The following is a 23,846-nucleotide window of genomic DNA, read 5'->3' as shown; positions in this document are numbered from 1 at the left end:
AATCTAAGAAAAAACAAACGCCATAAGGCGTTTTTTTAATCTGGTCTTAACTGCTGCCTTCTTCTTTTTTCGTTTTGATAAGCTTCGTTTTCGGAACTGCTTTGACTGTTTTTAGCTTGTGCAGCAAGAACACGCATCTCAGAAAGTTTTTCATTCATCGAACCTGCGGCATCATGCACTGCGAATACATCAGCAGTCTTAACAAATCCATCGGCTATACCAACGGCCCCGGTTTTTCCAAGCCTTTTGGCTTTCGTATCATCGTCAGCATTTACAGGAGGTATAAAGCTTTTTGATTTAGGATCTTCAAGATGATCCACCGCTTTTTTAACAGGTGTTGTAGGATGTGGCTTTTTAGCTGGCTTATTAGTCGGTGAAGATGTAACGCTAATCGCTTCAATCGGCTTCTTAAACGCTGGATTTTCAAGCTTCAATTTTTCAAGCTCTGCTTTGTCGTTGGCGTTAGGTGTAAAACCACTTAATGAATACCCTTTTTGGTCTAGTCCCATCATTTGGAATTGTAGCCACGCATTACGCTTAAAATCGTGCGTTCCTGTTAAGTGCAGGGTTTGGGGTTTGCCGCTCTCTGTGAGCTTCTGCAAGCCCGCTTTAATCGCCATTGGGCTGGTGGTGTTGAAAGTGGCCGTGCCATCGCTGTATTCAAAAGCTTTCTTGTTCGTCCCTTTATAATAGAAATCATGACCATCAGGGGTATCGAAGCGAGTATCTAGGACGCGATTAGATTTCTTGATCCTTTTTTCGGTGATGCTTGATTGCTCATCATGAAAATCGCCGCCAATGCTGCCCATTTCACGTATAGGAGCCGTTTTTACTCCAAGACGTGCAAGCGTGTCGGAGAACAGGGGATCGTCGCCAAAACGGGCTTTAAGAGCTTTGTAAGAAGCTCCAACCTCAGAGGCTTTGAAGATCTGGCCGTCTTTCTCCATTGAGTACGCATTGTTGCCGTTGGTGATCAAGGTGAAGCCGTCAGCATGGAGGAACTCAAGGAACTCACCGGCTGTCATGGCCATTTCAGTCACAGCGTTTACAGCCTCTTTAAATTTTTTCTTCTCGGATTTAATGCCGCGATTTTCAAGCCTATATTCGTTCGATGGTTTTGGACTTGTAGGCATTCCGGGATTTAAAGACTTTCTGTTTTCAACGACTTTTAAGCCGTATTCTTCTTCGATTTCCTGACAAGCTTTTTCAAATAAAGCAAAATCATTATGCTTAGTGTAAAGGTTTCCTTTGTTGTCTCTTTTATTCCATACAAGATGAACGTGAATTTCATCGGTGTCAGTATGAACTGCCCAACGGTGTTTTCGATTATCTAAGTCAAGAACGTTACGCCAAACGGTTAAAGCCAAATAACGGGCCATTTCAGGCGAAACTTTATCATCAGTGTGAAAGCTGATGATTTCATGTACTGCTTCTATTTCCTGAGTTCGACCAGTTTTAGATTGATACTTGTTGTTAACCTGCCTGAATTTCTTCGCCCCGAATTCCGCATATTCTTCCATGCTGGTGTTGTTAAATTTTTCTTCACTACCGCCAACCAACTCAGCTTTTTCTAAAATATAATTCATTGTGCGAGTGGTCGCAGCATTGTCAGGGAGTTTGCTTTTTACGTCCCTGATCATTTTGAACCTCTTTTTTTGATTACTGCTTTTTTTGTTTTAGTTGCAACGAAGTCATAGAGCTTTTCAAAGCGGTCAGATACTTGTTCAAGTGTTTTACTGTCTTGCTCTGTGAACCTGCCGCCAGCGTTCACCTTCCTCGCCATCTGGTTAACATTGTTCCCAATGCTTTCGAGCATTTTTTCGATTTTTGAAAAAGAAGCGAGAAGATCGTCGTTGGTGATTTCGACAGTTTGAGCAAAGCCATCGTTAACGATTTTTTTGATTACTGCTGTTTTAGTCATTGAAAGACTAAAAGCGAGTTCGTTGAATTTTTGCATGTCTTCTTTTGAAATTCTTATTGATACTTTATCTTGTGCCATGTTTCTCCTGATCGATGTGTTTTTAATTTGGTGAACAAAGGCCGGGGCCTGTTGTTCGTTGGTGGATCATTAGCTTTCCGAAACGTCATCACCTTCAAGATCACCATGAATAATTACATTTAATCCATAGGTGAAGGCACCCATACATTGTAATTTGATTTCGTCTTTTATCAGGTCGTGTGTAAAAACCTCGCCAAGAAGATAAGTGATAAACTTGATTTTTTCATGGTCGTCACTACCTAATAATATTTCTTCTACTATCCCTTCTTTCAAATTGAATACGCATCCCTCATTAAGTCCTTTAATTAGTTTGTATAGTTGATCTAGATCTTCACCTGCTGAGCTATTTGGCTTCTTAGATTTGTGTGCATCAAAGTCGAATACGTTAGTGTCTTTTTTGTCTTTCATAATTTTCCTCATGTTTAAGTTTATTTTTCTGTAATGTCCGAAGGCATTACAGGGACTTGCTTTTGCCTTACCATTTTCAAACGAAGTGCGAAAATCAAGAAGGAAACGGAACAAAAAAGACCGAAGGTTTTTTTGTGCCCGACAAATTTAACGAAGTTAAATGTCGGACGTTTCCATTGCTTGCCTGTTCTTTAATAGACTTCTATAAATGTTGTATCATATATTTTAATGTTTTCAATAGTGTCCGACAAATCTGTATGACAAAAAAGTGTCCGACAAATTTTAAAAGTGTCCGACAAAAAACGTTTGATGATTAGACCTTTTATGTACTCTTTTGCCGTTTGATTTTTAGACTGCATAAAAAAAGGCCATCAAATTAATGACAGCCTATTTTTAATCGTTTGATGGTTAGATTTTTTCGGGCGGCTTATAGTTTAGGATTTCTTCAAATTCTCTAAAAGACTGCTCGCTGAAGCTTTTGGCGATGTATACATTTTGAATAATTCCATCATTTATAAACCGCTTCACGCCATTTTTAAAGATTATGGCAAAATCTACTAGCTCGAAATCAATATTGATGCTTTTTATAATTTCATGTAGCAAAAGGTTGATTTTTGCACGGGTTTCATAAGTGCCATTCTCTTTAAGTTCTTCAATGGCGTTATCTACGTTGGTGTTATAGACGTTTAATTGTGAGATTTGAGCGTGTAGCTCAGTGCGTTCAATTTCCAAGGCTTTATTGGCTGTTTCTGCGTTCTTGGCCGCTTCAATCATGAAAGCCGGAAGATCGCCGGTTTCAACAAATGACTTTTGAAAATTTTCAAGAAGCTTTTGGTTTTTCTCGATCTTGGTTTCAATTGCCCGGATTTGCTTGATTAGTTGTTCAAGCGGGTTATTTTCGTTTAGAACGTCCGCGAGGTTGATTTCTTGAATAGCGTTCAACATGACAGCTTCGAAATCGTCATAACGCAAACGCTTCAAAATACATTCGCGTGTAAACTTCCCTTTTTTACAAACAATATAATTGACCGACTTCGGAACTTTCGCCCGTTTATCAATACCGGGATTGAGTAGATGAACAGGGCCACCACAATCGACACATTTCAAAAGGCCGGTGAATAGGTTTGTGAATAGCTTCCCCTTGCGACCTTTACGGGTCGAATTTGCAGCGGTGATGCGTTGGCATTGCTCAAATGTTTCACGGCTCACAATTGCCGGGAAATAGTTCTCAATAGGTTCACCCGCTGGGATCAGGTCGCGTTTCCCGGTGCCTTGCTTTTGTGGTTGGTAAAATCCGAAGGTTGCCGGGTTTCTCAACATTTTTGAAATGATCGAAGGTTCCCAGTATTCCGCACCTTTGAAGGTCGGAATATTTCGCTCATTCAAGATGTTTTTGATTTTCAGCGAACCATTACCATTTTGGAAAAGTTCGAAAATTAGGCGGACGGTTTCAGCTTTTTCGGGATTTAGGACGTATCGACGGCGTTTAATCTGTTTACCCTTGGTTTCGTCCATTAGATAAAAGGTTTCCGTATCAAGCCACGCCGGGGCCTGTGCGGTCATTGCTACGCCATGACTGGCGGCTAGTTTTCTTTTTTCTTCCCAGTTCGACAGACCTTTGTCGCTTTTGTTTTTACTTTCACCATGCGAACGGGCTGCATCAATGGACAAATTGATGATGGTGAAAACGTCATTTACATCTTCAATTATTTTTTGTTCATTGTTGCTGATGATCGCCAGCTTCAACCCTTTTGAAATGATCGCATTGACCTTCAAGATGGCATCAATGGGGCCGCGACGGGTCAGCCGGTCGATGTTTTCCAGTGCGAACACATCACCGGGCGAAAACTTCCCGGCGTCTAGGTCAGTGAAAAACCGAGCAAGCTGCCTTTGCTCCGCATCGTCGGAGAACGACGAACGCCCAATGTCTTCAATTGAATGACTTTCATCGAGCGAAAGCCCATATCTTAGGGCAAAATCAGCGATCAGCTTTCGCTGACGTTCAAGCGAAAAGCCCTTCAATTGCTCGCTTGTGGACATACGAAGGTAGGAGATTAAACGTGCCATTTGCTGCCGCCTGTAAGATCCGATCTTGCAGGTATTATACGTCCGACTTGATCAAGTCGGCCTATCCCTGGGTCGATGACATTTCCGGCGCGGCGAGCCTGGCGCAGATGCTGTTGAACAACCCCAACCCCGATGGCAGCCCACGCCCCTCGCAAAAACTGTGTGCGGGCCAGACGCTGCTGTGCAAGGCACTGGGCCTGAAAGTGCCGATGTGGGACGCCAAGCGCTTCGATCAGGAACTGCTGTATGTCGAAGACGTGGGCCAGGTGCCCACGCAGATTATCCAGACCACGCGCCTGGGCATTCCCAGCGGGCGCGATGAGCACTTGATGTACCGCTTCGTCGATGCTGGCTATGCGCCGTACTGCACGCGGAACCCGCTGCGCCGCGGGCAGGTCGAAGGCCGGGATTATTTTTTGATCTAACGGGCGACACATCCCATGTGGGAGCTGGCTTGCCTGCGATTTAGCGGTGGGCCAGGCAACTTCCATGCTGGCCATGCCGCAGCCATCGCAGGCAAGCCAGCTCCCACAGTGGAAATTCACCGTCTCATTATGGAGTGGATTGTATGGGCCAATGGCTCGATAGCATCACCGGCTGGTTGACCCTCAACCCACAATGGCTGGCAGCCGCGGTGTTTATCGTCGCGTGCGTGGAGTGCCTGGCGATTGCCGGGCTGATCGTGCCGGGCACCGTATTGCTGTTTGCGATTGCCGCGCTGGCCGGCAGCGGCGCGCTGTCGTTGAGCGAAACCCTGCTGCTGGGCTTGCTTGGCGGCCTGTTGGGCGACGGGGTTTCCTACTACCTGGGGCGACACTTCCATCAAAACATTCGGCGCCTGCCGGGCCTGCGCCATCATCCGGAATGGATGGATGGCGCAGAAACCTACTTCCACAAGTACGGCATCGCCAGCCTGCTGGTCGGGCGCTTCATCGGGCCATTGCGCCCCATGCTGCCGATGGTCGCCGGTATGTGCGACATGCCGTTCCCGCGCTTTGCGATCGTCAGCGTGATCGCCGCCGCAGGCTGGTCGGTGGCGTACCTATTGCCTGGCTGGGCAGCCGGAGCCGCGTTCCGCCTGCCCTTGCCTGAAGGTTTCTGGCCGCAAGCGGCAATTGTCGCGGCGTGCCTGGCGGCGCTGTTGGGGTTGAGCTTGAACAGCAGCCTGCGCGCCCATCGTCGCGCAACGTTGTGGATCGGTTGTGCCAGCCTGACCCTGCTGATCGCGCTGTTTATCGGCTACCCGCATCTCAATGAGTTCGACCAGGGCCTGAGCGCCCTGGTACAGGAGCATCGCAGCCCATGGCTGGACGAGGTGATGGTGCGTATCACGCAACTGGGCGAGTTCAAGAAAATGTTCTTCGCCAGCGCCGTGTTCACCGGCCTGCTGTTCGTGGCACGGCAATGGCGTCACGCGCTGTTTGTGGGGGCAACCCTGGCTGGCGCGGCAGTGATCAACACTGGCACCAAGCTGTTTTTCGCCCGTGGCCGCCCGGAAATCCTCACAGACCCGTTGACCAACTTCAGCATGCCCAGCGGCCATGCCTCCGGTGCCTTTGCCTTCTTCCTGGCGCTCGCGGTATTGGCCGGTCGCGGCCAACCCACAAGGCTGCGCCTGACCTGGATGCTGCTGGGCTGCATACCCGCTGCATTTATTGCCCTGTCGCGGGTATACCTGGGCGCTCACTGGCCCAGCGACATCCTCGCAGGCACGCTACTGGCCATGACGGTATGCGCGTTCAGCCTGACCGCGATCCAGTACCGCAGCCCATTACCGGCAATGACGCAAAAAGCCTGGTGGCTGGTATTGCCGGCGGTGGTGGCGGTACTCGGCTTCATCGCCTTCACCGGCACTTCCCACGCCTTGCTCAGGTACGCCTACTGACCCTTGGCCGGGCCAATCCAGTCCACTGAAGCAGAGCGACGCTCAACGCAACGTTCGCGTCGCTCCAACAGCATCTCGTCGGCAATGTCGGCAGCGCGCTCGGCGATGAATTCCGCGCCCCGGGTGGCGTCCTGCTGGAGTAATTGCGTGGTCACGCTGACAAAATACGCGTCCCAGGCGACTTGTTCCGATGGTGTCAGACGAATCATGGTCTTCCCGATCATTATGGTGTGACCGGAAAATATTGCAGGCGCCGCGCCTGAAATGACGAAGCAAAATCTGAAAGTGGCTACAGATAATTCCCTCTCTCAGGTGAACAACTCACCCTGCAACTCATCCAGCAACATCTGAATGGCATCGAGCCGCTGCTGTGGATCATCAATTCGCAACAAGTCGACCTTATCGGCGTCAGTGAACGGCAGCAGATACGCCAGTTGGTTGCCGAGGGCCTGCTGGCCTTCGGCATGGGCGTTCATTTCCAGCGAAGCTACCATGGGGTGCTCGGCCAGAGCCTCCAGCAACGCGAGCAAGTCGGCATCCTCTTCTTCCAGAGACCGGTCCGGCATCTCCTCCAGCCATTGCACCTCGGCCACCAGCAATTGATCTTTCTGCACCGTCACGTCCAGTACGCGGAAACGGCGGCCACCCTCGACACGAATCCCCAGCAGGCCGTTGTCCTGCTGCTTGAAGTCGCGAATAAACGCTTCGCAGCCGATCAGCGCATAGCCGTCCGGGGCCGTGCCCACTTCCTGACCATTGAAGATGCACACCACGCCGAAGCTTTCGCCCTTTTTCATACAGCGGCTGATCATGTCCAGGTAGCGCGCCTCGAATATCTGCAGGTCGAGGGTGCAGCCAGGGAACAGCACAGTGTTGAGTGGGAACAGCGCCAGACTCATAACGGTTTCCTTAAAACCCGGGTTAAACAATTACCGACACAGCCAACGGCAGAAACACCGCCGTCGCCACGCCCATCAGGCTCATGGCCAGCGCCGCAAAGGCGCCGCACTCTTCGCTTTCCTGCAGGGCCACCGAGGTGCCAACCGCGTGGGCCGTCATGCCCAGCGCCATACCGCGCGCTTCAGGGCTGTGCACGCCCAGGCGCGACAGAAACGCCGGGCCGATCATCGCGCCGACCACCCCGGTGATCAATACAAACACTGCCGCCAATGCTGCCACGCCACCGATCTGTTCGGCGACCAACATGGCAATCGGCGACGTCACCGACTTGGGCGCCATGGTCATCAACACCCGGTGCTCGGCACCAAACCACCACCCCAACAGCACGCACAAACCGGTAGCCAACACCCCGCCTATCACCAGCGTAGTAAAAATCGGCCAGAACAATTGGCGAATCCGGCGCAGGTTGAGGTAAAGCGGGACCGCCAGGGCCACCGTCGCAGGCCCCAGCAGAATGCCCATGATCTGGGTGCTCTCGCGGTATTCGGCGTAACTCAGGCCGCAGGTGAGCAGCACGCCGATCACCAGTAACATCGACACCAGCACCGGTTGCAGGAAGATCCAGCGGGTTTTCTCGTACCCCGCCAGCACCAACTGATAGGCGCCCAGGGTGATGCCGATGCCGAACAACGGATGATGAATGACCGCCGTCCAGGCGCCGTGCCAGTCAAGCATCATTGGTCCTTCTCCTTGCGCCTGACCATCTGCTGCATCAGCACACCGACAAAGCCCATGGCGATCACCAGCGACAACACCAGCGCCCCGACGATGGCCCAGAAGTCCGCGACAATGTCCTTGGCGTAGACCATCACTCCCACCGCCGGGGGCACCAACAGCAACGGCAGATAACGCAACAGGCTGCCGGCCGCCAGGCTCAGCGGTTCGCCGACTTCACCGCGCCAGACCAGAAAACCCAGCATCAGCAGCAGGCCGATGATCGGCCCCGGCAGTACCGGCAACAGCAAATGATTGATCGCCGTGCCGATCAATTGAAACAGCACCAGCCAGGTCAGGCCACGTAACAGCATCCCGCTCTCTCCCCTCAAAGCTTGTGCGCATTATAAGCATGACCGCTCTATGCTCCGGCATTCGCCAAAAGCATGTTGGGTTGACCGGGCCATTTGCCCATGATGATCTACATTGGTTCTCTGTATGCCATAAAAAGCCCCTTCTCAACGGGGGGATAAAAATGATGAACCCAGGAGAGACGCAATGCCCTATGTACCCGTAGCGCAGCTCAAAGATTATGTCGGCAAGGAACTGGGACGTTCCGAATGGCTCACCATCGACCAGGCGCGCATCAACCTGTTCGCAGAGGCGACCGGCGATCATCAGTTCATCCACGTCGACCCGGTCAAGGCCGCGCAAACCCCGTTCGGCAGCACCATCGCTCACGGTTTTTTGTCGCTGTCCCTGATGCCCAAGCTGATGGAAGACATCCTGATCATGCCCGAAGGCTTGAAAATGGCCGTCAACTACGGCCTGGACAGTGTCCGTTTCATCCAACCGGTGAAGGTCAACTCCAAAGTGCGCCTGAACGTCACGCTCACCGACGTCACCGAGAAAAAACCGGGCCAATGGCTGTTCAAGGCCACCGCCACCCTGGAAATCGAAGGCCAGGAGAAACCTGCCTACATTGCCGAGTCGCTGTCACTCTGTTTCGTATAACCACCACACACCCACTGTAAGAGCGAGCTTGCCCGCGAAGGTCGTCAACGATGACGCGTGCTTGCTGAATAAATGCGGGGCCTGTGAGTTTTTCGCGGGCAAGCCCGCTCCTACAGGTGGTAGATCCTGCGCATAGACCACTAGGTTCGGCACCCCGGCTGCGGCATACTCGGCGCTCAATTATCCGGATCCCGCTATGCGCCCACTCGCTCCCCTTGCCCTTGCCCTGTTGCTCACCGCTTGCGGAGACGGCGAATCGCTGTTGCCGCCCGATGCGCGCCTGCCCGATGGCGGCCGCTACCGTGGCGATGTGGTCAACGGTTTGCTGCAAGGCCAGGGCCGCGTGGACTACCCCAACGGCAGTTGGTACGCCGGCCAGTTCGATAAAGGCCAGTGGCACGGCCAGGGCGAATGGCATGGCAGCAATGGCGAAGTCTATAAAGGCCAGTTCCAGCAGGGCCTGTTTGATGGCCAGGGCAGCCTGACCACTGCAGGCAGCAGCTATGTCGGCAGCTTCAAGAACGGTCGACGCAATGGCGAAGGCACCCTCAAAGAGGGGCAGATGACCTATCGCGGCGAGTTCAAGGATGACCAGTACGCGGGCCTCGGTCGCCTGGAATTAGCCGATGGCAGCCAATACCAGGGCCAATTTGCCCATGGCAAGCCCAACGGCGAAGGCCAGCGCAATGACGACAGCGGCAATCAGTTCAGCGGCCACTTTGTCGACGGCCAACTGGAAGGCAATGGCACCTTCAACAGCGCCGAGGGCGATATCTATGTCGGCCAATTCAAGCAGAACCAACTCAACGGCAAAGGCCGCTATGAAAACGCCGACGGCGACGTTTGGATCGGTCAGTTCAAGGAAGGCGCACTCAGCGGCAAAGGCGAATTGATTGGCGCCGATGGCAGCCACTACGTCGGTCAATTCACTGACTGGCGCTTTACCGGTGAGGGGCGCCTGAACCTCACCGATGGCAGCTTCTATATCGGGGGCTTCGACAGTGATAACTATCAGGGGCGTGGCACCCTCGTGCTCACCGACGGCACCGTGCAGGCCGGCACCTGGGTCAATGGCCTGCGCGTGCGCGATGCCGATGGCAAGTTGTTGCCTGACCCACTGGAAACCGGCCTGTTGGCCCAAGGCCGCTTGTTGGACGAAGCCCTCGCCGCTGTTCCGCCCTCGACACCTGCCGTCGAGCTTTACACCTTGGCGTTGGCCGGCGACGGCAAACAAAGCGTGTTCCTGCGCGAAGCCGATTACGTCAGCAACCTGCTCACCACCCGCTTCGGCGCACGTGGACAGGTCCGCCTGGTCAACCATCGTGACCATGTCGCCGACCGTCCGCTGGCCACCCGTGAAAGCCTGCGGCGTTCCGTACAAACCCTGGCCGAGCGTACCGGCCCCGAAGACCTGGTGTTCATCTACCTGACCAGCCACGGCACCCACGAACACGAACTGGTGCTCGACCAGCCGCGTATGGAACTGGCCGATCTGCCCGCCGATGAGCTGGCCGCCGTGCTGGCCCCCTTGAAAAACCGCGACAAGATCATCGTGATTTCCGCGTGCTACTCCGGCGGTTTCATTCCAGCCCTCAAAGATGAGCGCACGCTGATCATGACTGCCTCCCGTGCGGATCGCGTATCCTTCGGTTGTTCAGAGGAAGCAGACTTTACCTACTTTGGCGATGCCCTTTTCGCACAAGCTTTCAACCAGACGGACGATTTGCAAAACGCGTTCAAACTGGCACAACGGCATGTGGCCGAACGCGAACAGGCGGACAACTTCGAAGCCTCCGAACCGCAGATCTGGGCGCCCAAAGGCGTGATCGCCCATTGGCAATTATTACGTAAACAGCAGGCACGAAAGGCGCTCGAAAGCGTCTCAATGAATAGCAAGGAAGCCAAAGGCAACTAAGCTGTAACGTGTAACAAGGGGGAAATATCATGTACCTGACACCTCAGCATATCTTGTTGGCCGGGGCCTCTGGCCTCACCGGCGAACACCTGCTCGACCGCCTGCTCAACGAACCCACCGTGACCCGCGTACTGGCGCCGAGCCGCAAGCCACTGGCTGAACACCCACGCCTGGAAAACCCGGTGGGCGACCCGGCGGTGTTCCTGCCGCAACTGAGCGGCCGAGTGGATATTGCCTTCTGCTGCCTGGGCACCACAATCAAGAAAGCCGGTTCGGAATCGGCGTTCCGTGCGGTCGATCTGGACATGGTGGTGGCCTTCGCCAAGCGTGCGCGGGAACTGGGTGCGCGCCATTTGATCGTGATCAGTGCGATCGGCGCCGACCCGAAATCCTCGGTGTTCTATAACCGGGTCAAGGGCGAAATGGAGCAGGCGCTGAAAGCCCAGGACTGGCCGCAACTGACCATCGTGCGGCCTTCCTTGCTGCTGGGGGAGCGGCTGGAACCGCGTCTGGCCGAACAACTGGCCGGGCCGTTGTCGCGTCTGATTCCGGGCAAGTACCACGGCATCGAAGTCTGCGAACTGGCCCGCGCCATGTGGCGCCTGGCGCTGGAAGAGCAGGATGGCGTACGGGTGGTGGAATCGGACGAGTTGCGCAAGCTCGGCAAGTAATGCTGCGGGGCTTGTACTGGCCTCATCGCAGGCAAGCCAGCTCCCACACTTGAAATGCATTCCCCAGTAAGAATGATCTGCAGCCCTCCTATCTGGAATGCGATCCCCTGTGGGAGCCGGGCTTGCCCGCGATGGGGCCGGCCCAGGCAGCCACTAACTTACAGCCCGCCCGTGGCGTTGAAGCCCACACCCAGCACCGTCAACACCGACAGTGGCAACAATAAGGTATCGAGCAACGCGCTGGCCGGCAGGTCGAGATGGGGAGAGCTCGGGGCCTCGGCGCCAAAGCGGTCCTTGGCGCAGCAGCCGCCATTGATCGCGTACAGATCCAGGCGTGTGCCGGCATACACCACCGGGGCGCCCGGTTGCGCAGCATCCAGAGTACGCGCGGTGGCACAGCCGGTGAGTTGCAGCGCCATCAACAGCAGCAGTGCTTTATTCATCGCCGCCCAGATGGTGCTCGCCCCAACGCGGCAGCATGTCCTGGGGAATGTTCAGCAAGTTGAGAATGCGCGCCACCACAAAATCCACCAGGTCATCGATGGTCTGCGGCTGGTGATAGAAACCCGGCGACGCAGGCAAAATGGTCACGCCCATGTTCGACAACTTGAGCATGTGCTCCAGGTGAATACTCGAATACGGTGCTTCGCGCGGCACCAGGATCAATTGGCGACGCTCTTTCAAGGTCACGTCCGCCGCCCGTTCGATCAGGTTGTTGCAGGCGCCCGTGGCAATCGCCGACAGGGTGCCGGTGGAGCATGGCACCACCACCATCGCTGCCGGCGCACCGGAGCCCGAAGCCACGGGTGACATCCAGTCTTCTTTGCCATAGACCTTGATCTGCCCCGCCGCCGCACCGGTGTATTCGGTGAGGAACGCTTGCATCATCTGCACCTTGGCCGGCAACTGCACGTCCGTCTCGGTCGCCAACACCAACTGTGCGGCCTTGGAGATCAGGAAGTGCACTTCACGGTCTTCACGCACCAGGCAATCCAGCAGCCGCAATCCATAGGGCGCACCGGATGCGCCGGTCATTGCCAGGGTGATACGTTCCGGGCCGCTCATTTCAGCGCCTCGGCCAGCTTGCCGTGCAAGCCGCCGAAGCCGCCGTTGCTCATCACCACCACGTGGGTGCCGGGCTTGGCCAAGAGCTTCACATGCTCAATGATGCCTTCCAGCGAATCACACACAGTCGAAGGCACGGTGCACAACGCAGCAATCCCCGGCAGGTCCCAGCCAAGGTTGGCAGGCGCATACCAAACCACCTGGTCGGCGTCGTTGACGCTTTCCGGCAGGCCATCGCGGTGCGCCCCCAGCTTCATGGAGTTGGAGCGCGGTTCGACGATCGCAATGATTTGGGCATCACCCACGCGCTTGCGCAGGCCATCGAGCGTAGTGGCAATGGCTGTTGGGTGGTGGGCAAAGTCGTCGTAAATGGTAATCCCGTTCACGTCGGCGACTTTTTCCATGCGCCGCTTAACGCTTTTGAACGCACTCAAGGCAGCGATGCCCATGGCCGGCACCACACCGACATGCCGGGCAGCCGCCAGGGTTACCAGCGCGTTAGCCACATTGTGCTGGCCGGTCATATCCCACTCCACGATGCCTTGGGCCTGGCCATCGAACAGCACTTCAAATCGGGAGCCATCTTCGCTGAGCAACTTGACCTGCCATTGCCCGCCCACACCGGTGGTCTGCACCGGTGTCCAGCAGCCCATGTCGATCACGCGCTGCAAAGCCGGCTCGGTGGTCGGGTGGATGACCAGACCTTCACTCGGGATGGTACGCACCAAGTGGTGGAACTGCCGCTCAATCGCCGGAAGGTCCGGGAAGATGTCCGCATGATCGAACTCAAGATTGTTCAGGATCGCGGTGCGCGGGCGGTAGTGGACAAACTTGGAACGCTTGTCGAAAAAGGCGCTGTCGTATTCATCGGCCTCGATCACAAAAAACGGCGTATCGCCCAGGCGCGCGGAAACGGAGAAATTCTGCGGCACACCGCCGATCAGGAAGCCCGGGCTCATGCCCGCGTGTTCCAGTACCCAGGCGAGCATACTGCTGGTGGTGGTCTTGCCGTGAGTGCCGGCGACCGCCAATACCCAACGACCTTGCAACACGTGATCAGCCAGCCATTGAGGGCCAGAGACGTAAGGCAAACCTTTATTGAGCACGTACTCGACCGCCGGGTTGCCGCGGGACATAGCGTTGCCGATCACGACCAGATCCGGCACCGGGTCGAATTGCGAGGGGTCGTAACCTTGGGTCAGCTCGATACCTTGCGCCTGCAGCTGCGTGCTCATGGGCGGATAGACATTGGCATCGGAGCCCGTAACGTGATGGCCCAGCTCTTTGGCCAGAACCGCCATCGAACCCATGAACGTGCCGCAGATACCCAGAATATGAATGTGCATAGTTGACCTCGTAAACATCGAGGCAGGTTAGCGTAGGGTGGGAAAGTTCGCACGCTTTAGCTGAAGGCGAAACGCCCGCCGGTAGGATCCGGCGGGCAAAGGAATTGCTTTATTAAATTGCGGACCCGGCATCTTTGGTTTTAGCACCATCCAAAAGAATGATTTTCTCGGCAGCCTGCTCCAGCGCGTGATAACGGTGTTCAATCGACCCCAGGCGGCCACCTTTTATAGGGGGCGCTTCGGATTGTGCGTAAGGTTTGAAAATAATGCCGCGGTTCTCTGCCACTTGCTTCATGTGCGGCTCGGACAGGCTCAGGCGCCGCTCAAGATGACTTAATCGAGCCCCGCGCTCCTTGGGCACGGTCTCTTCCATGGCGCGCCTTTCTTCGTCGCTTGCCGACGACAGCGTGGCCATGACATCGGCATACTGGAGCACCAGGCGTTCAACTCGATCAAGACGGGGCGTGGCCGACGTCTGTGGCGCAGCCGTGTCAGTGGTGGGCGACGATTCGGGCTTTGCAGCGCCCGGCAGGTGCGCAGGGGGCAAGGCCGCTGGCACGTATTGCCCCTTGATTGCCTCGCCAGCAGCCACCGACCCGGCATAAGCGCCCACATTGATGGGCGCACTGACCACACCGTTGACGCCTGCGGTGATGAAGGCATCCTTGACCACCTTGCCTGTCGATGGCGAGGTGGAAATAACGCCTGCCTTGACCAGCTTGTCGGCATCCATCAGCCGCTGGGTGACGTCCGCCACGCTGACTGTCGGAGGGTCCAACGGTTTTACAATGACAGGCTTATCCGCCGGGGACGACTGAGGACTTTTGGTCGCCAATGCTTTGAACCTATCCACCAGCGATTGGTTTGAGCTACCGACGGGCGTGCCCGGGACAGCACTGTCCGCAGGTAACGAAGGTTTCCCTGCGCCCATTGCAGCCTGAAACCTGGTCGCCGTGGGATTGAACGCGGCAGGCGTCCCCCTGCCAGGAGGCGCCGTAGGGATGGGTGGGGCGAGCCGAGCACCCGACACATTTATAAATGTCGGTAGCGAGAGCCGCCGTCCAAAGGCAATACCTCGTTTGTTCCGTACCAGCGGCTGTTGCCCGGCAGTTTCTTGCGGTGGCGAGGTATTTTCGTGCTGAGCATACGCATCTACAACGGTTGACGGTTGCGGTTGCGGTTGATCCATCGACGCAGCGGCCGGTTGATCAAGGAGTGATGGCACATAAGTACTTGTTGGATTTGTAATATTCATGTGTTGTGACTCGATAAGTTTTAAGCGACTGTTTTTATAAGGACAGAGCACTACGCCCTTATTTAATCAGTGCAAAAAACAACTCGTTGCGTTCCGGGACGATGTCCACAATTGCCCCAACAAAACGCCGTAGCGCGTGTGAGACAAACAACACAGCAAAGAACGACTTATGGCAGGGCACCTCGTGCAATCCCATGTTTACGCAACTTGCGATAGAGCGTATTGCGACTAACCCCCAGTTGTTCAGCCACGCGGCTCATGTGCCAACACTGTTGTGCCAGCGCCTCCAATAAAGCCTGGCGTTCAGCACTTTCAAGGGGCAAGGCGCGGGGCTCGTCCACGCCGCCCCCCTGCGCCATGGCCTGGCGAATGGGCATGGGTAACGCCTCCAGCCCTACCCGCCCGTCCTCACACAGCGCCACCAGGGTTCGCAGCACCGTGCGCAACTGCCGCACGTTGCCCGGCCATGAAAAGGCCAACAATGCCTGACGCGCCTCATCATCAAGCACCACCACGTCCTTGCCTGCCTCCTGAGCCAACAGAAAATCCAACAGCTGCGACTTGTCGCTGCGCTCGCGCAAGGCCGGCAGCGCGACTTCCAAGCCATTCAGGCGGTAATACAAGTCTTCACGAAAACTGCCGCTCTGCACGCACTCAAGCAGATTACGGTGCGTGGCACTGATCACGCGCACATTCAAGGCTTGGGGCTCACCGCCGATAGGGACGACCAGCCGGTCTTCCAACACCCTTAACAAGCGGGTTTGCAAGGCCAGCGGCATGTCGCCGATTTCATCCAAAAACAGCGTACCGCCCTCCGCCTGTTGCAACTTGCCGCGCACACCCTCTTTAAGGGCACCGGTAAAACTGCCACCGCGATAACCAAACAGTTCGCTTTCAATCAGGTTTTCTGGAATGGCGGCGCAGTTCAGTGCCACAAAAGGCTTATCGGCCCGCTGACTGGCCTGGTGCACGGCCTTGGCGAAAGCCTCTTTGCCCGAGCCGGTTTGACCATTGATCAGCAGGGGCACGTCGCGCTCGAATACGCGCACCGCCTTGCGCATCTCGTTTTGCAGCGCCGGGTCGTCCAGGCAGATGTCGCACGGACGTGGCGCTACAGGCTTGGGCGCCGGGGTCGAGGGAGTGCGCGCCTGGCCACGCAGCGCCGCGAACAGACGTCGGCCATCGCGGGTCAGCAATGGCCAACTGGCGGTGGCATTGGCGCTGGCGCGCCCGAGCAACTGGTCCAGGGAGCAGTCGAAAAACGCGTCCACCGATTGCCCCATCAAACTGCCGCGAAGCTGCCCGAGCAGGTTCAGGGCGCTTTGGTTGACCGCACAAATGCGCCCTTCGCCATCGAACGCCAACAGCCCTTCGCTGAACAAGCCCACCGACTCCGCTTGCAGATGAAAGCGCAGCAACCAGTGGTGCTCGAAATGACGCAGGAAGTAGCAGCTCTCGATCATCTTCGCCGACAGGTTCACCAGCGCCATCGTATGGAATTGGCTCTGACGCGACACGGCTTCGCGGGCCGACGACACGTCCAGCACCGCCAGCAGCTCACCCTGCGGATCGAACACCGGGCTGGCCGAACAGGTCAGCCCGGTATGGCGACCGCGAAAATGCTCGTCACGGTGAATAGTCAGGGATTGACGCTCCACCAGGCAGGTGCCGATGCCGTTGGTGCCTTCGCAGGCTTCACTCCAGTCGGCGCCCAGCCACAGCCCGGCGCGTTCGAAAATCTTGCGCTCGGACGGCGCGGTGACACAGTTGAGAATCACCCCGCGAGCATCGGTAAGCAGCACCGCGTGACCGGCACCCGAGAGTTGCTGGTGCAGGCTGTTCATTTCGTTGCCGGCGATGTGCAGCACCTGGCGCAGGCGTTCGCGGCTTTCCAGCAGGCGACCATGCTCAAGCACCGTGGGCGCAATGGTAAGCGCAGGATCGAGGTGGTAGTCCTCAACGCAACGCAGCCAGGAACGGGCGATGGAAGGGTCGCTGCCCGGCCCCTGGAGCGGCTCTTGCCCCCGGGTGACGGTGAGCACCTGTTGCGCATGGCGACTGAAATGATCGTTGTGCATGTTCTTATTATTCTCCCTGCGTGAGAACGCCCAGCATCCACCAGCCATCCGGCCATTGCAATCCCGGGCCGACCCACCGGTCACAGGCTGTACCGTTTATGGCACAAACTGTCACCCCACCTGTATCTCCCCTGTCACAGTCATGCCTTGTAAACAAAACCAAACCCTTGATTTACCGGGCCCGCACACAGTGGCCCGACCTTTGCTCTACGCTTTATAACGCGCTCGCAGCGCTGTACTCCGATAAACATAAAAGCAGGAGATGCCCACCATGCGTTACGCACACCCCGGTACCGAAGGCGCCATCGTTTCGTTCAAGGCCAAATACGGCAACTACATCGGCGGCGAATTCGTTGCGCCGGTCGATGGCAACTACTTCTCCAACACCTCGCCGGTCAACGGCAAACCGATCGCCGACTTCCCGCGCTCCACTGCCAAAGACATCGACAAAGCACTGGACGCCGCCCACGCAGCCGCAGACGCCTGGGGCAAAACCAGCGCCCAGGACCGTTCGCTGGTACTGCTGAAAATCGCCGACCGTATCGAGCAGAACCTCGAACTGCTGGCCATCACCGAAACCTGGGACAACGGCAAGGCCGTGCGTGAAACCCTCAACGCCGATATCCCGCTGGCCGCCGACCATTTCCGCTACTTCGCAGGCTGCATCCGCGCCCAGGAAGGCAGCAGCGCCGAAATCAACGAACTCACGGCCGCCTATCACTTCCATGAACCGCTGGGTGTGGTCGGCCAGATCATCCCGTGGAACTTCCCGCTGCTGATGGCCGCCTGGAAACTCGCCCCAGCCCTGGCCGCCGGTAACTGCGTGGTGCTCAAGCCCGCCGAGCAAACCCCACTGGGCATCAGCGTGCTGATGGAACTGATCGGCGACCTGCTGCCGCCAGGCGTGCTGAACGTGGTGCACGGTTTCGGCAAGGAAGCCGGCGAAGCCCTGGCGACCAGCAAGCGCATCGCCAAGATCGCCTTTACCGGTTCCACCCCGGTGGGCTCGCACATCATGCATGCGGCGGCCGAGAACATCATTCCGTCCACGGTTGAACTGGGCGGCAAGTCGCCGAACATCTTCTTCGCCGACATCATGAAAGCCGAACCTGCATTTATCGAAAAAGCCGCTGAAGGCCTGGTGCTGGCGTTCTTCAACCAGGGCGAAGTGTGCACCTGCCCATCCCGCGCGCTGGTGGAAGAGTCGATCTACGACGACTTCATGAAAGTGGTGATGAAAAAGGTCGAGTCGATCAAGCGTGGCGACCCGCTGGACACCGACACCATGGTCGGCGCCCAGGCGTCCGAGCAGCAGTTCGACAAGATCCTGTCTTACCTGGAAATTGCCAAGGGCGAAGGCGCGCAACTGCTGACCGGCGGCAAGGTTGAAAAGCTCACCGGCGATCTGGCGACCGGCTATTACATCCAGCCAACCCTGCTCAAGGGCACCAACGACATGCGTGTGTTCCAGGAAGAAATCTTCGGCCCGGTGGTGAGCATCACCACCTTCAAGGATGAAGCCGAAGCCCTGGCGATTGCCAACGACACCGAGTTCGGCCTGGGCGCCGGCCTGTGGACCCGCGACATCAACCGCGCCTACCGCATGGGCCGGGCGATCAAGGCTGGCCGCGTGTGGACCAACTGCTACCACCTGTACCCGGCGCATGCCGCGTTTGGCGGTTACAAGAAGTCCGGCGTAGGGCGCGAAACCCACAAGATGATGTTGGATCACTACCAGCAGACCAAGAACTTGCTGGTGAGCTACGACATTAATCCGTTGGGCTTTTTCTAACTTAGCCTTGTAGCAAGCAACCCGCTCCCAACTTGAAATGCAATCAAGTGTGGGAGCTGGCTTGCCTGCGATAACGGTGTATCAGCCAAATAACGGGTAGCTGACAGGCTGCTATCGCAGGCAAGCCAGTTCCCACATTTGATATCACAAGCAATTGCTACCTCGTTCGGCACAAAGACGCCGAGTCAAAAACAATAAGAATGGAAGGTACTTCCCATGCCTAGCGAACCCACTGGTTCTTCTGTCGACTTTGAAAAAGTCGGCACCGATTACTTTCAACAACGCGAATTGAAAAAAGGCGCCGCCGGCTGGGTGTTGCTGGTTGGCCTTGGCGTCGCCTACGTGATCTCCGGCGACTACGCCGGCTGGAACTTCGGCCTGGCCCAGGGTGGCTGGGGCGGCATGTTCCTCGCCACCTTGCTGATGGCCACCATGTACCTGTGCATGTGCTTTTCCCTGGCCGAGTTGTCGTCCATGATCCCCACCGCTGGCGGTGGCTACGGTTTTGCCCGCAGCGCCTTTGGCCCCTGGGGCGGCTTCCTCACCGGCACCGCGATCCTGATCGAGTACGCCATCGCTCCCGCCGCTATTGCGGTGTTTATCGGCGCTTATTGCGAGTCGCTGTTCGGCATTGGCGGCTGGATGATTTACCTGGCGTTCTACATCATCTTTATCGGCATCCACATCTTTGGTGTCGGCGAAGCGCTGAAGCTGATGTTCGTGATCACCGCCGTCGCCGCAATCGCCCTGGGCGTGTTCCTGGTGTCGATGGTGCCGCACTTCAACATTGCCAACCTGCTGGATATTCCGGTGACCGAGGCCAAGGGCGCCAGCAGCTTCCTGCCGTTCGGCTACGTCGGTGTGTGGGCGGCTATCCCCTATGCGATCTGGTTTTTCCTCGCGGTCGAAGGCGTGCCCCTGGCCGCTGAAGAAACCAAGAACCCCAAGCGCGACCTGCCCCGCGGGCTGATCGGCGCGATTGTGGTGCTGACCAGTTTTGCCCTGTTGATCCTGGTGATCGCGCCGGGCGGTGCGGGCACGTATGCGCTGATCAAATCCGGTAACCCCTTGGTGGAAGCCCTGGCGCTGTCTTACGGCGGCTCGACCTGGATGGGCAGCTTCGTCAACCTGGTCGGCCTGGCTGGCTTGATCGCGAGCTTTTTCTCGATTATCTACGCCTATTCGCGCCAGATCTTTGCCTTGTCTCGCGCCGGCTACCTGCCGCGTAAATTGTCCGAGACCAACAAGAGCAAGGCGCCGGTACTGGCGTTGGTCATTCCCGGCATCATCGGTTTTGGCCTGTCGCTGACCGGCCAGGGTGATTTGTTGATTCTGGTGGCGGTGTTTGGCGCGACAATTTCGTACGTGCTGATGATGGCCGCGCACATCACCCTGCGCATCCGTCGCCCTAAAATGGAGCGCCCATACCGCACGCCAGGTGGCATCTTCACCTCGGGCGTGGCGCTGATACTGGCCTGCGTGGCCGTGGTGGCAGGCTTTTTGGTCGACCCGCGGGTGGTGATTGGCGCGGCGGTCATCTATGGAGTATTAATTGCTTACTTTGCTTTCTACAGCCGGCATCACTTGGTAGCAGGCACGCCGGAAGAAGAATTCGCGGCGATCCAGGCCGCAGAGGCCGCCCTGCACTAAGTGCCGCAAACCTCGACGCGGGCGCCTGCTTGCGTCGCCAAGGAGACACTGTATGGCAAGTTTTTCCCACGCGGTGGGTGCACACACCTACCGCTTCGACAGCCTCAAGGATCTGATGGCCAAAGCCAGCCCGGCGCGCTCCGGCGACTTCCTGGCTGGCGTCGCGGCGCAGAATGACGGCGAACGGGTCGCCGCCCAAATGGCGCTGGCCAATACACCGCTCAAGCACTTCCTCGAAGAAGTGCTGATTCCCTATGAAAGCGACGAAGTCACCCGGCTGATCATCGACACCCACGACAAACAGGCCTTTGCCACGGTGAGCCACCTCACCGTCGGTGGCCTGCGCGACTGGCTGCTCAGTGACGCGGCGGATGAACAATCCCTACGCGCACTGGCGCCGGGGCTGACACCGGAAATGGCGGCGGCCGTGTCCAAGATCATGCGCGTGCAGGACCTGGTGCTGGTGGCGCAAAAGATCCGCGTGGTCACCCAGTTTCGCGGCACCATGGGCTTGCGCGGGCGCTTGTCCACACGCTTGCAGCCCAACCACCCCACCGACGAACCGGCGGGCATTGCCGCGAGCATTCTCGACGGCCTGCTCTACGGCAACGGCGACGCCATGATCGGCATCAACCCGGCCACCGACAGCATCGCCTCGATCTGCGCCATGCTGGAGATGCTCGATGCGATCATCCAGCGCTACGAAATCCCGACCCAGGCCTGCGTGCTCACCCACGTCACCACCTCTATCGAGGCGATCAACCGTGGCGTGCCGCTGGACCTGGTGTTCCAGTCGATCGCCGGCACCGAGGCCGCCAACGCCAGTTTCGGCATCAACCTGAACGTGCTGCAGGAAGGTTACGACGCCGGGTTGAGCCTCAATCGCGGCACCCTGGGCCAGAACCTGATGTACTTCGAAACCGGCCAGGGCAGTGCCCTGTCGGCCAATGCGCACTTTGGCGTCGACCAGCAAACCTGTGAAACCCGTGCCTACGCCGTGGCTCGGCACTTCAAGCCGTTCCTGGTCAATACCGTGGTCGGTTTTATCGGCCCGGAGTACCTGTACAACGGCAAGCAGATCATCCGCGCGGGCCTGGAAGACCACTTCTGCGGCAAGCTGCTCGGCGTGCCCATGGGCTGTGATATCTGCTACACCAACCACGCCGAAGCCGATCAGGACGACATGGACACCCTGCTGACCCTGCTCGGCGTGGCCGGCATCAACTTCATCATGGGCATCCCCGGCTCCGACGACATCATGCTCAACTACCAGACCACCTCGTTCCACGACGCCTTGTACGCCCGGCAAACATTGGGTTTAAAACCGGCGCCGGAGTTTGAACAGTGGCTGGCGAAAATGGGCATCTTCACGCAGGCAGACGGCAAGGTGCATTTTGGCAACAGCCTGCCACCGGCGTTTCGCCACGCTCTGGCGCAATTGGGATGAAGGAGCCGACCGTGCAACCAGAATTGCCTGACAACCCGTGGCTGGAACTGCGCCGCCTGACCCCGGCACGTATTGCCCTGGGCCGCACCGGCACCAGTATTCCGACCAGCGCCCAGCTGGACTTTCAGTTTGCCCACGCCCAGGCGCGGGATGCGGTGCACCTGCCCTTCGACCATGCCGGGCTCAGCAGCCAATTGGCCGAACGTGGCCGAGACAGCCTGTTGCTGCGCAGCGCCGCCACAGACCGGCATATGTACCTGCAACGCCCGGACCTTGGGCGACGCTTGAGCGATGAGTCGGCCCAAACCCTGCGCGACTACGCGTTGGCGCATTCGGGCGGCGTGGATTTGGCCATCGTGGTGGCCGATGGCCTTTCGGCGCTGGCGGTACATAAACACACGGCGCCGTTTCTGACGCGCCTGGAAGAACAAACCCACGCCGAAGGCTGGTCCTTGTCACCGGTCATACTGGTGGAGCAAGGCCGCGTGGCGGTGGCCGATGAAATCGGGCAATTACTCGGCGCCAAAATGGTGGTGATCCTGATCGGTGAACGGCCGGGGCTCAGCTCGCCGGACAGCCTGGGCCTGTATTTCACCTACAACCCCAAGGTCGGCCTCACCGATGCGTATCGCAACTGCATCTCCAATGTTCGGCTCGAAGGCTTGAGCTACGGCATGGCGGCCCATCGCTTGCTGTACTTGATGCGCGAGGCGTGTCGTCGGCAACTGTCGGGAGTCAACCTCAAGGATGAGGCACAGATTCAGACCCTTGAATCCGACGACCCGGACCTGATGAAGGGCAATTTCCTGCTCAGCCCACCGGGTGACCAATAGCGGCACGATTGCGCTTTTTTGCCGCATTAGGCAGCATCAAGTCATGGCCGCTCGCGTGGTCATACCCCATTTGGAAGTTGAGGCCTGGCATGCGGATTACTCAAGCGACCCTGGAACACCTGGACCTGTTGACCCCGTTGTTCGTCAAATACCGCGAGTTCTACGGGGCCCTGCCATTCCCGGATTCATCCCGGGCCTTCCTGGAAAAGCGCCTGCGACGCAAGGAATCGGTGATTTACCTGGCCCTGGCCGACGATGATGACAAGCGGCTGCTGGGGTTTTGCCAGTTGTATCCGAGCTTTTCTTCGTTGTCGCTCAAACGCGTGTGGATCCTCAACGACATCTACGTGGCCGAGGATGCCCGCCGGCAGCTGGTGGCCGACAACCTGATGCGCACGGCGAAGAAGATGGCCAAGGAAACCCACGCCGTACGACTGCGGGTGTCCACCAGCAGCGACAACGAGGTGGCGCAGAAGACCTATGAGTCCATAGGTTTTCGTGAAGACACCGAGTTCAAAAACTACGTGCTGCCGATCAACGAAGACTGAAAACCAGTCAGCCAGACACCGCAATATCCTTGTGGGAGCTGGCTTGCCTGCGATGGCGGAGTGTCAGCGAGCATTTCTCATACTGACCCACCGCTATCGCAGGCAAGCCAGCTCCCACATTGGATCCGACGACTGGCTTGAAGCCCAACCCCTTCACAATTTCGCGACACTCCCCGCTACAAAAGCCACACGCTTTTCACCTCTCAATCCGTATAATGCCGACCTTTCAGGGTTGTAAGAACCGCGACAATTACTTGTA

The 23,846-nt window shown here is 57.0% G+C and carries 22 protein-coding genes and 1 pseudogene; 10 read left to right on the top strand and 13 right to left on the bottom strand.

Features of this window, described 5'->3' with window-relative positions:
• Positions 1-35 precede the first annotated feature (35 nt).
• From JFT63_RS15350 to JFT63_RS15335, 4 genes are all read right to left on the bottom strand, one after another.
• Complete coding sequence (locus JFT63_RS15350; protein WP_138726053.1) at positions 36-1,640, bottom strand: relaxase/mobilization nuclease domain-containing protein; 1,605 nt, start codon at positions 1,638-1,640, stop codon at positions 36-38.
• Entirely contained in the window at positions 1,637-1,999 is a 363-nt protein-coding gene (mobC, locus tag JFT63_RS15345) for a plasmid mobilization relaxosome protein MobC (RefSeq protein WP_096143412.1), read from the bottom strand. The genes JFT63_RS15350 and mobC overlap by 4 nt, the downstream gene beginning before the upstream one ends.
• A 69-nt stretch (positions 2,000-2,068) precedes the next feature.
• On the bottom strand, positions 2,069-2,407 hold the full coding sequence (locus tag JFT63_RS15340; RefSeq protein WP_020301959.1) for a hypothetical protein: 339 nt from the start codon (positions 2,405-2,407) through the stop codon (positions 2,069-2,071).
• Positions 2,408-2,815: 408 nt separating this feature from the next.
• A complete protein-coding gene (locus JFT63_RS15335) occupies positions 2,816-4,474 on the bottom strand; it encodes a recombinase family protein (RefSeq protein ID WP_138726050.1) in 1,659 nt (552 codons plus the stop codon).
• Positions 4,475-4,521: 47 nt separating this feature from the next.
• Here JFT63_RS15335 and JFT63_RS15330 point away from each other — a divergent pair.
• Positions 4,522-4,899 (top strand): annotated as a pseudogene (locus tag JFT63_RS15330) (DNA-3-methyladenine glycosylase); the annotation flags it as partial.
• A gap of 143 nt (positions 4,900-5,042) precedes the next feature.
• A complete protein-coding gene (locus tag JFT63_RS15325) occupies positions 5,043-6,359 on the top strand; it encodes a bifunctional DedA family/phosphatase PAP2 family protein (RefSeq protein WP_198844245.1) in 1,317 nt (438 codons plus the stop codon).
• On the opposite strand, the gene JFT63_RS15320 is transcribed toward JFT63_RS15325, so the two are convergent.
• The 4 genes from JFT63_RS15320 to JFT63_RS15305 all read right to left on the bottom strand — a co-directional run bounded on the left by JFT63_RS15320 (position 6,353) and on the right by JFT63_RS15305 (position 8,347).
• Positions 6,353-6,568 carry a hypothetical protein gene (locus tag JFT63_RS15320; RefSeq protein WP_057703347.1) on the bottom strand — a complete coding sequence of 72 codons (216 nt, stop codon included), beginning with the start codon at positions 6,566-6,568 and terminating at the stop codon, positions 6,353-6,355. The genes JFT63_RS15325 and JFT63_RS15320 overlap by 7 nt on opposite strands.
• A 99-nt stretch (positions 6,569-6,667) precedes the next feature.
• On the bottom strand, positions 6,668-7,258 hold the full coding sequence (locus JFT63_RS15315; protein WP_186559420.1) for an LON peptidase substrate-binding domain-containing protein: 591 nt from the start codon (positions 7,256-7,258) through the stop codon (positions 6,668-6,670).
• Positions 7,259-7,280: 22 nt separating this feature from the next.
• Positions 7,281-7,997: an LrgB family protein gene (locus JFT63_RS15310; RefSeq protein ID WP_057703201.1), complete on the bottom strand. Its 717-nt coding sequence runs from the start codon at positions 7,995-7,997 to the stop codon at positions 7,281-7,283.
• Positions 7,994-8,347 (bottom strand): CidA/LrgA family protein, encoded by a 354-nt coding sequence (locus JFT63_RS15305; RefSeq protein WP_005791782.1) that lies wholly within the window; start codon positions 8,345-8,347, stop codon positions 7,994-7,996. Before JFT63_RS15305 ends, JFT63_RS15310 begins: the two co-directional genes overlap by 4 nt.
• A 184-nt stretch (positions 8,348-8,531) precedes the next feature.
• Here JFT63_RS15305 and JFT63_RS15300 point away from each other — a divergent pair, with 184 nt between their 5' ends.
• From JFT63_RS15300 to JFT63_RS15290, 3 genes are all read left to right on the top strand, one after another.
• Positions 8,532-8,987, top strand: a complete 456-nt coding sequence (locus tag JFT63_RS15300) for a MaoC family dehydratase (protein WP_003194496.1) — start codon at positions 8,532-8,534, stop codon at positions 8,985-8,987.
• Between the two features lie 196 nt (positions 8,988-9,183).
• Positions 9,184-10,902 (top strand): C13 family peptidase, encoded by a 1,719-nt coding sequence (locus JFT63_RS15295; RefSeq protein WP_198844244.1) that lies wholly within the window; start codon positions 9,184-9,186, stop codon positions 10,900-10,902.
• Positions 10,903-10,931: 29 nt separating this feature from the next.
• Entirely contained in the window at positions 10,932-11,573 is a 642-nt protein-coding gene (locus JFT63_RS15290) for an oxidoreductase (protein WP_057703199.1), read from the top strand.
• Positions 11,574-11,731: 158 nt separating this feature from the next.
• On the opposite strand, the gene JFT63_RS15285 is transcribed toward JFT63_RS15290, so the two are convergent.
• The 5 genes from JFT63_RS15285 to JFT63_RS15265 all read right to left on the bottom strand — a co-directional run bounded on the left by JFT63_RS15285 (position 11,732) and on the right by JFT63_RS15265 (position 17,317).
• On the bottom strand, positions 11,732-12,016 hold the full coding sequence (locus tag JFT63_RS15285) for a YceK/YidQ family lipoprotein (protein WP_122301361.1): 285 nt from the start codon (positions 12,014-12,016) through the stop codon (positions 11,732-11,734).
• Positions 12,009-12,638: a flavin prenyltransferase UbiX gene (gene ubiX, locus JFT63_RS15280; protein WP_005791790.1), complete on the bottom strand. Its 630-nt coding sequence runs from the start codon at positions 12,636-12,638 to the stop codon at positions 12,009-12,011. Before ubiX ends, JFT63_RS15285 begins: the two co-directional genes overlap by 8 nt.
• The gene (gene mpl, locus JFT63_RS15275; RefSeq protein ID WP_186559416.1) at positions 12,635-13,984 is read right to left on the bottom strand and encodes a UDP-N-acetylmuramate:L-alanyl-gamma-D-glutamyl-meso-diaminopimelate ligase; all 1,350 of its coding nucleotides are present in this window, start codon (positions 13,982-13,984) and stop codon (positions 12,635-12,637) included. The genes ubiX and mpl overlap by 4 nt, the downstream gene beginning before the upstream one ends.
• A gap of 112 nt (positions 13,985-14,096) precedes the next feature.
• Entirely contained in the window at positions 14,097-14,762 is a 666-nt protein-coding gene (locus JFT63_RS29620) for a hypothetical protein (protein ID WP_233102320.1), read from the bottom strand.
• A gap of 644 nt (positions 14,763-15,406) precedes the next feature.
• Positions 15,407-17,317: a sigma-54-dependent Fis family transcriptional regulator gene (locus JFT63_RS15265; RefSeq protein WP_198844242.1), complete on the bottom strand. Its 1,911-nt coding sequence runs from the start codon at positions 17,315-17,317 to the stop codon at positions 15,407-15,409.
• 271 nt (positions 17,318-17,588) lie between these two features.
• Here JFT63_RS15265 and exaC point away from each other — a divergent pair, with 271 nt between their 5' ends.
• From exaC to JFT63_RS15240, 5 genes are all read left to right on the top strand, one after another.
• Positions 17,589-19,109, top strand: a complete 1,521-nt coding sequence (gene exaC / locus JFT63_RS15260) for an acetaldehyde dehydrogenase ExaC (RefSeq protein ID WP_005791797.1) — start codon at positions 17,589-17,591, stop codon at positions 19,107-19,109.
• Between the two features lie 216 nt (positions 19,110-19,325).
• Positions 19,326-20,759 (top strand): ethanolamine permease, encoded by a 1,434-nt coding sequence (eat, locus tag JFT63_RS15255; RefSeq protein ID WP_057703193.1) that lies wholly within the window; start codon positions 19,326-19,328, stop codon positions 20,757-20,759.
• Positions 20,760-20,811: 52 nt separating this feature from the next.
• Positions 20,812-22,206, top strand: a complete 1,395-nt coding sequence (locus JFT63_RS15250) for an ethanolamine ammonia-lyase subunit EutB (RefSeq protein WP_057703192.1) — start codon at positions 20,812-20,814, stop codon at positions 22,204-22,206.
• Positions 22,203-23,039: an ethanolamine ammonia-lyase subunit EutC gene (gene eutC / locus JFT63_RS15245; protein WP_198844241.1), complete on the top strand. Its 837-nt coding sequence runs from the start codon at positions 22,203-22,205 to the stop codon at positions 23,037-23,039. Before JFT63_RS15250 ends, eutC begins: the two co-directional genes overlap by 4 nt.
• An 89-nt stretch (positions 23,040-23,128) precedes the next feature.
• Positions 23,129-23,587: a GNAT family N-acetyltransferase gene (locus tag JFT63_RS15240; RefSeq protein WP_057703190.1), complete on the top strand. Its 459-nt coding sequence runs from the start codon at positions 23,129-23,131 to the stop codon at positions 23,585-23,587.
• Positions 23,588-23,846 lie beyond the last annotated feature (259 nt).

The sequence above is a fragment of the Pseudomonas sp. MF7453 genome, from assembly GCF_016405455.1.
Lineage (GTDB): Bacteria > Pseudomonadota > Gammaproteobacteria > Pseudomonadales > Pseudomonadaceae > Aquipseudomonas > Aquipseudomonas paralactis.
This window is presented reverse-complemented; position numbering and strand designations above follow the sequence as displayed.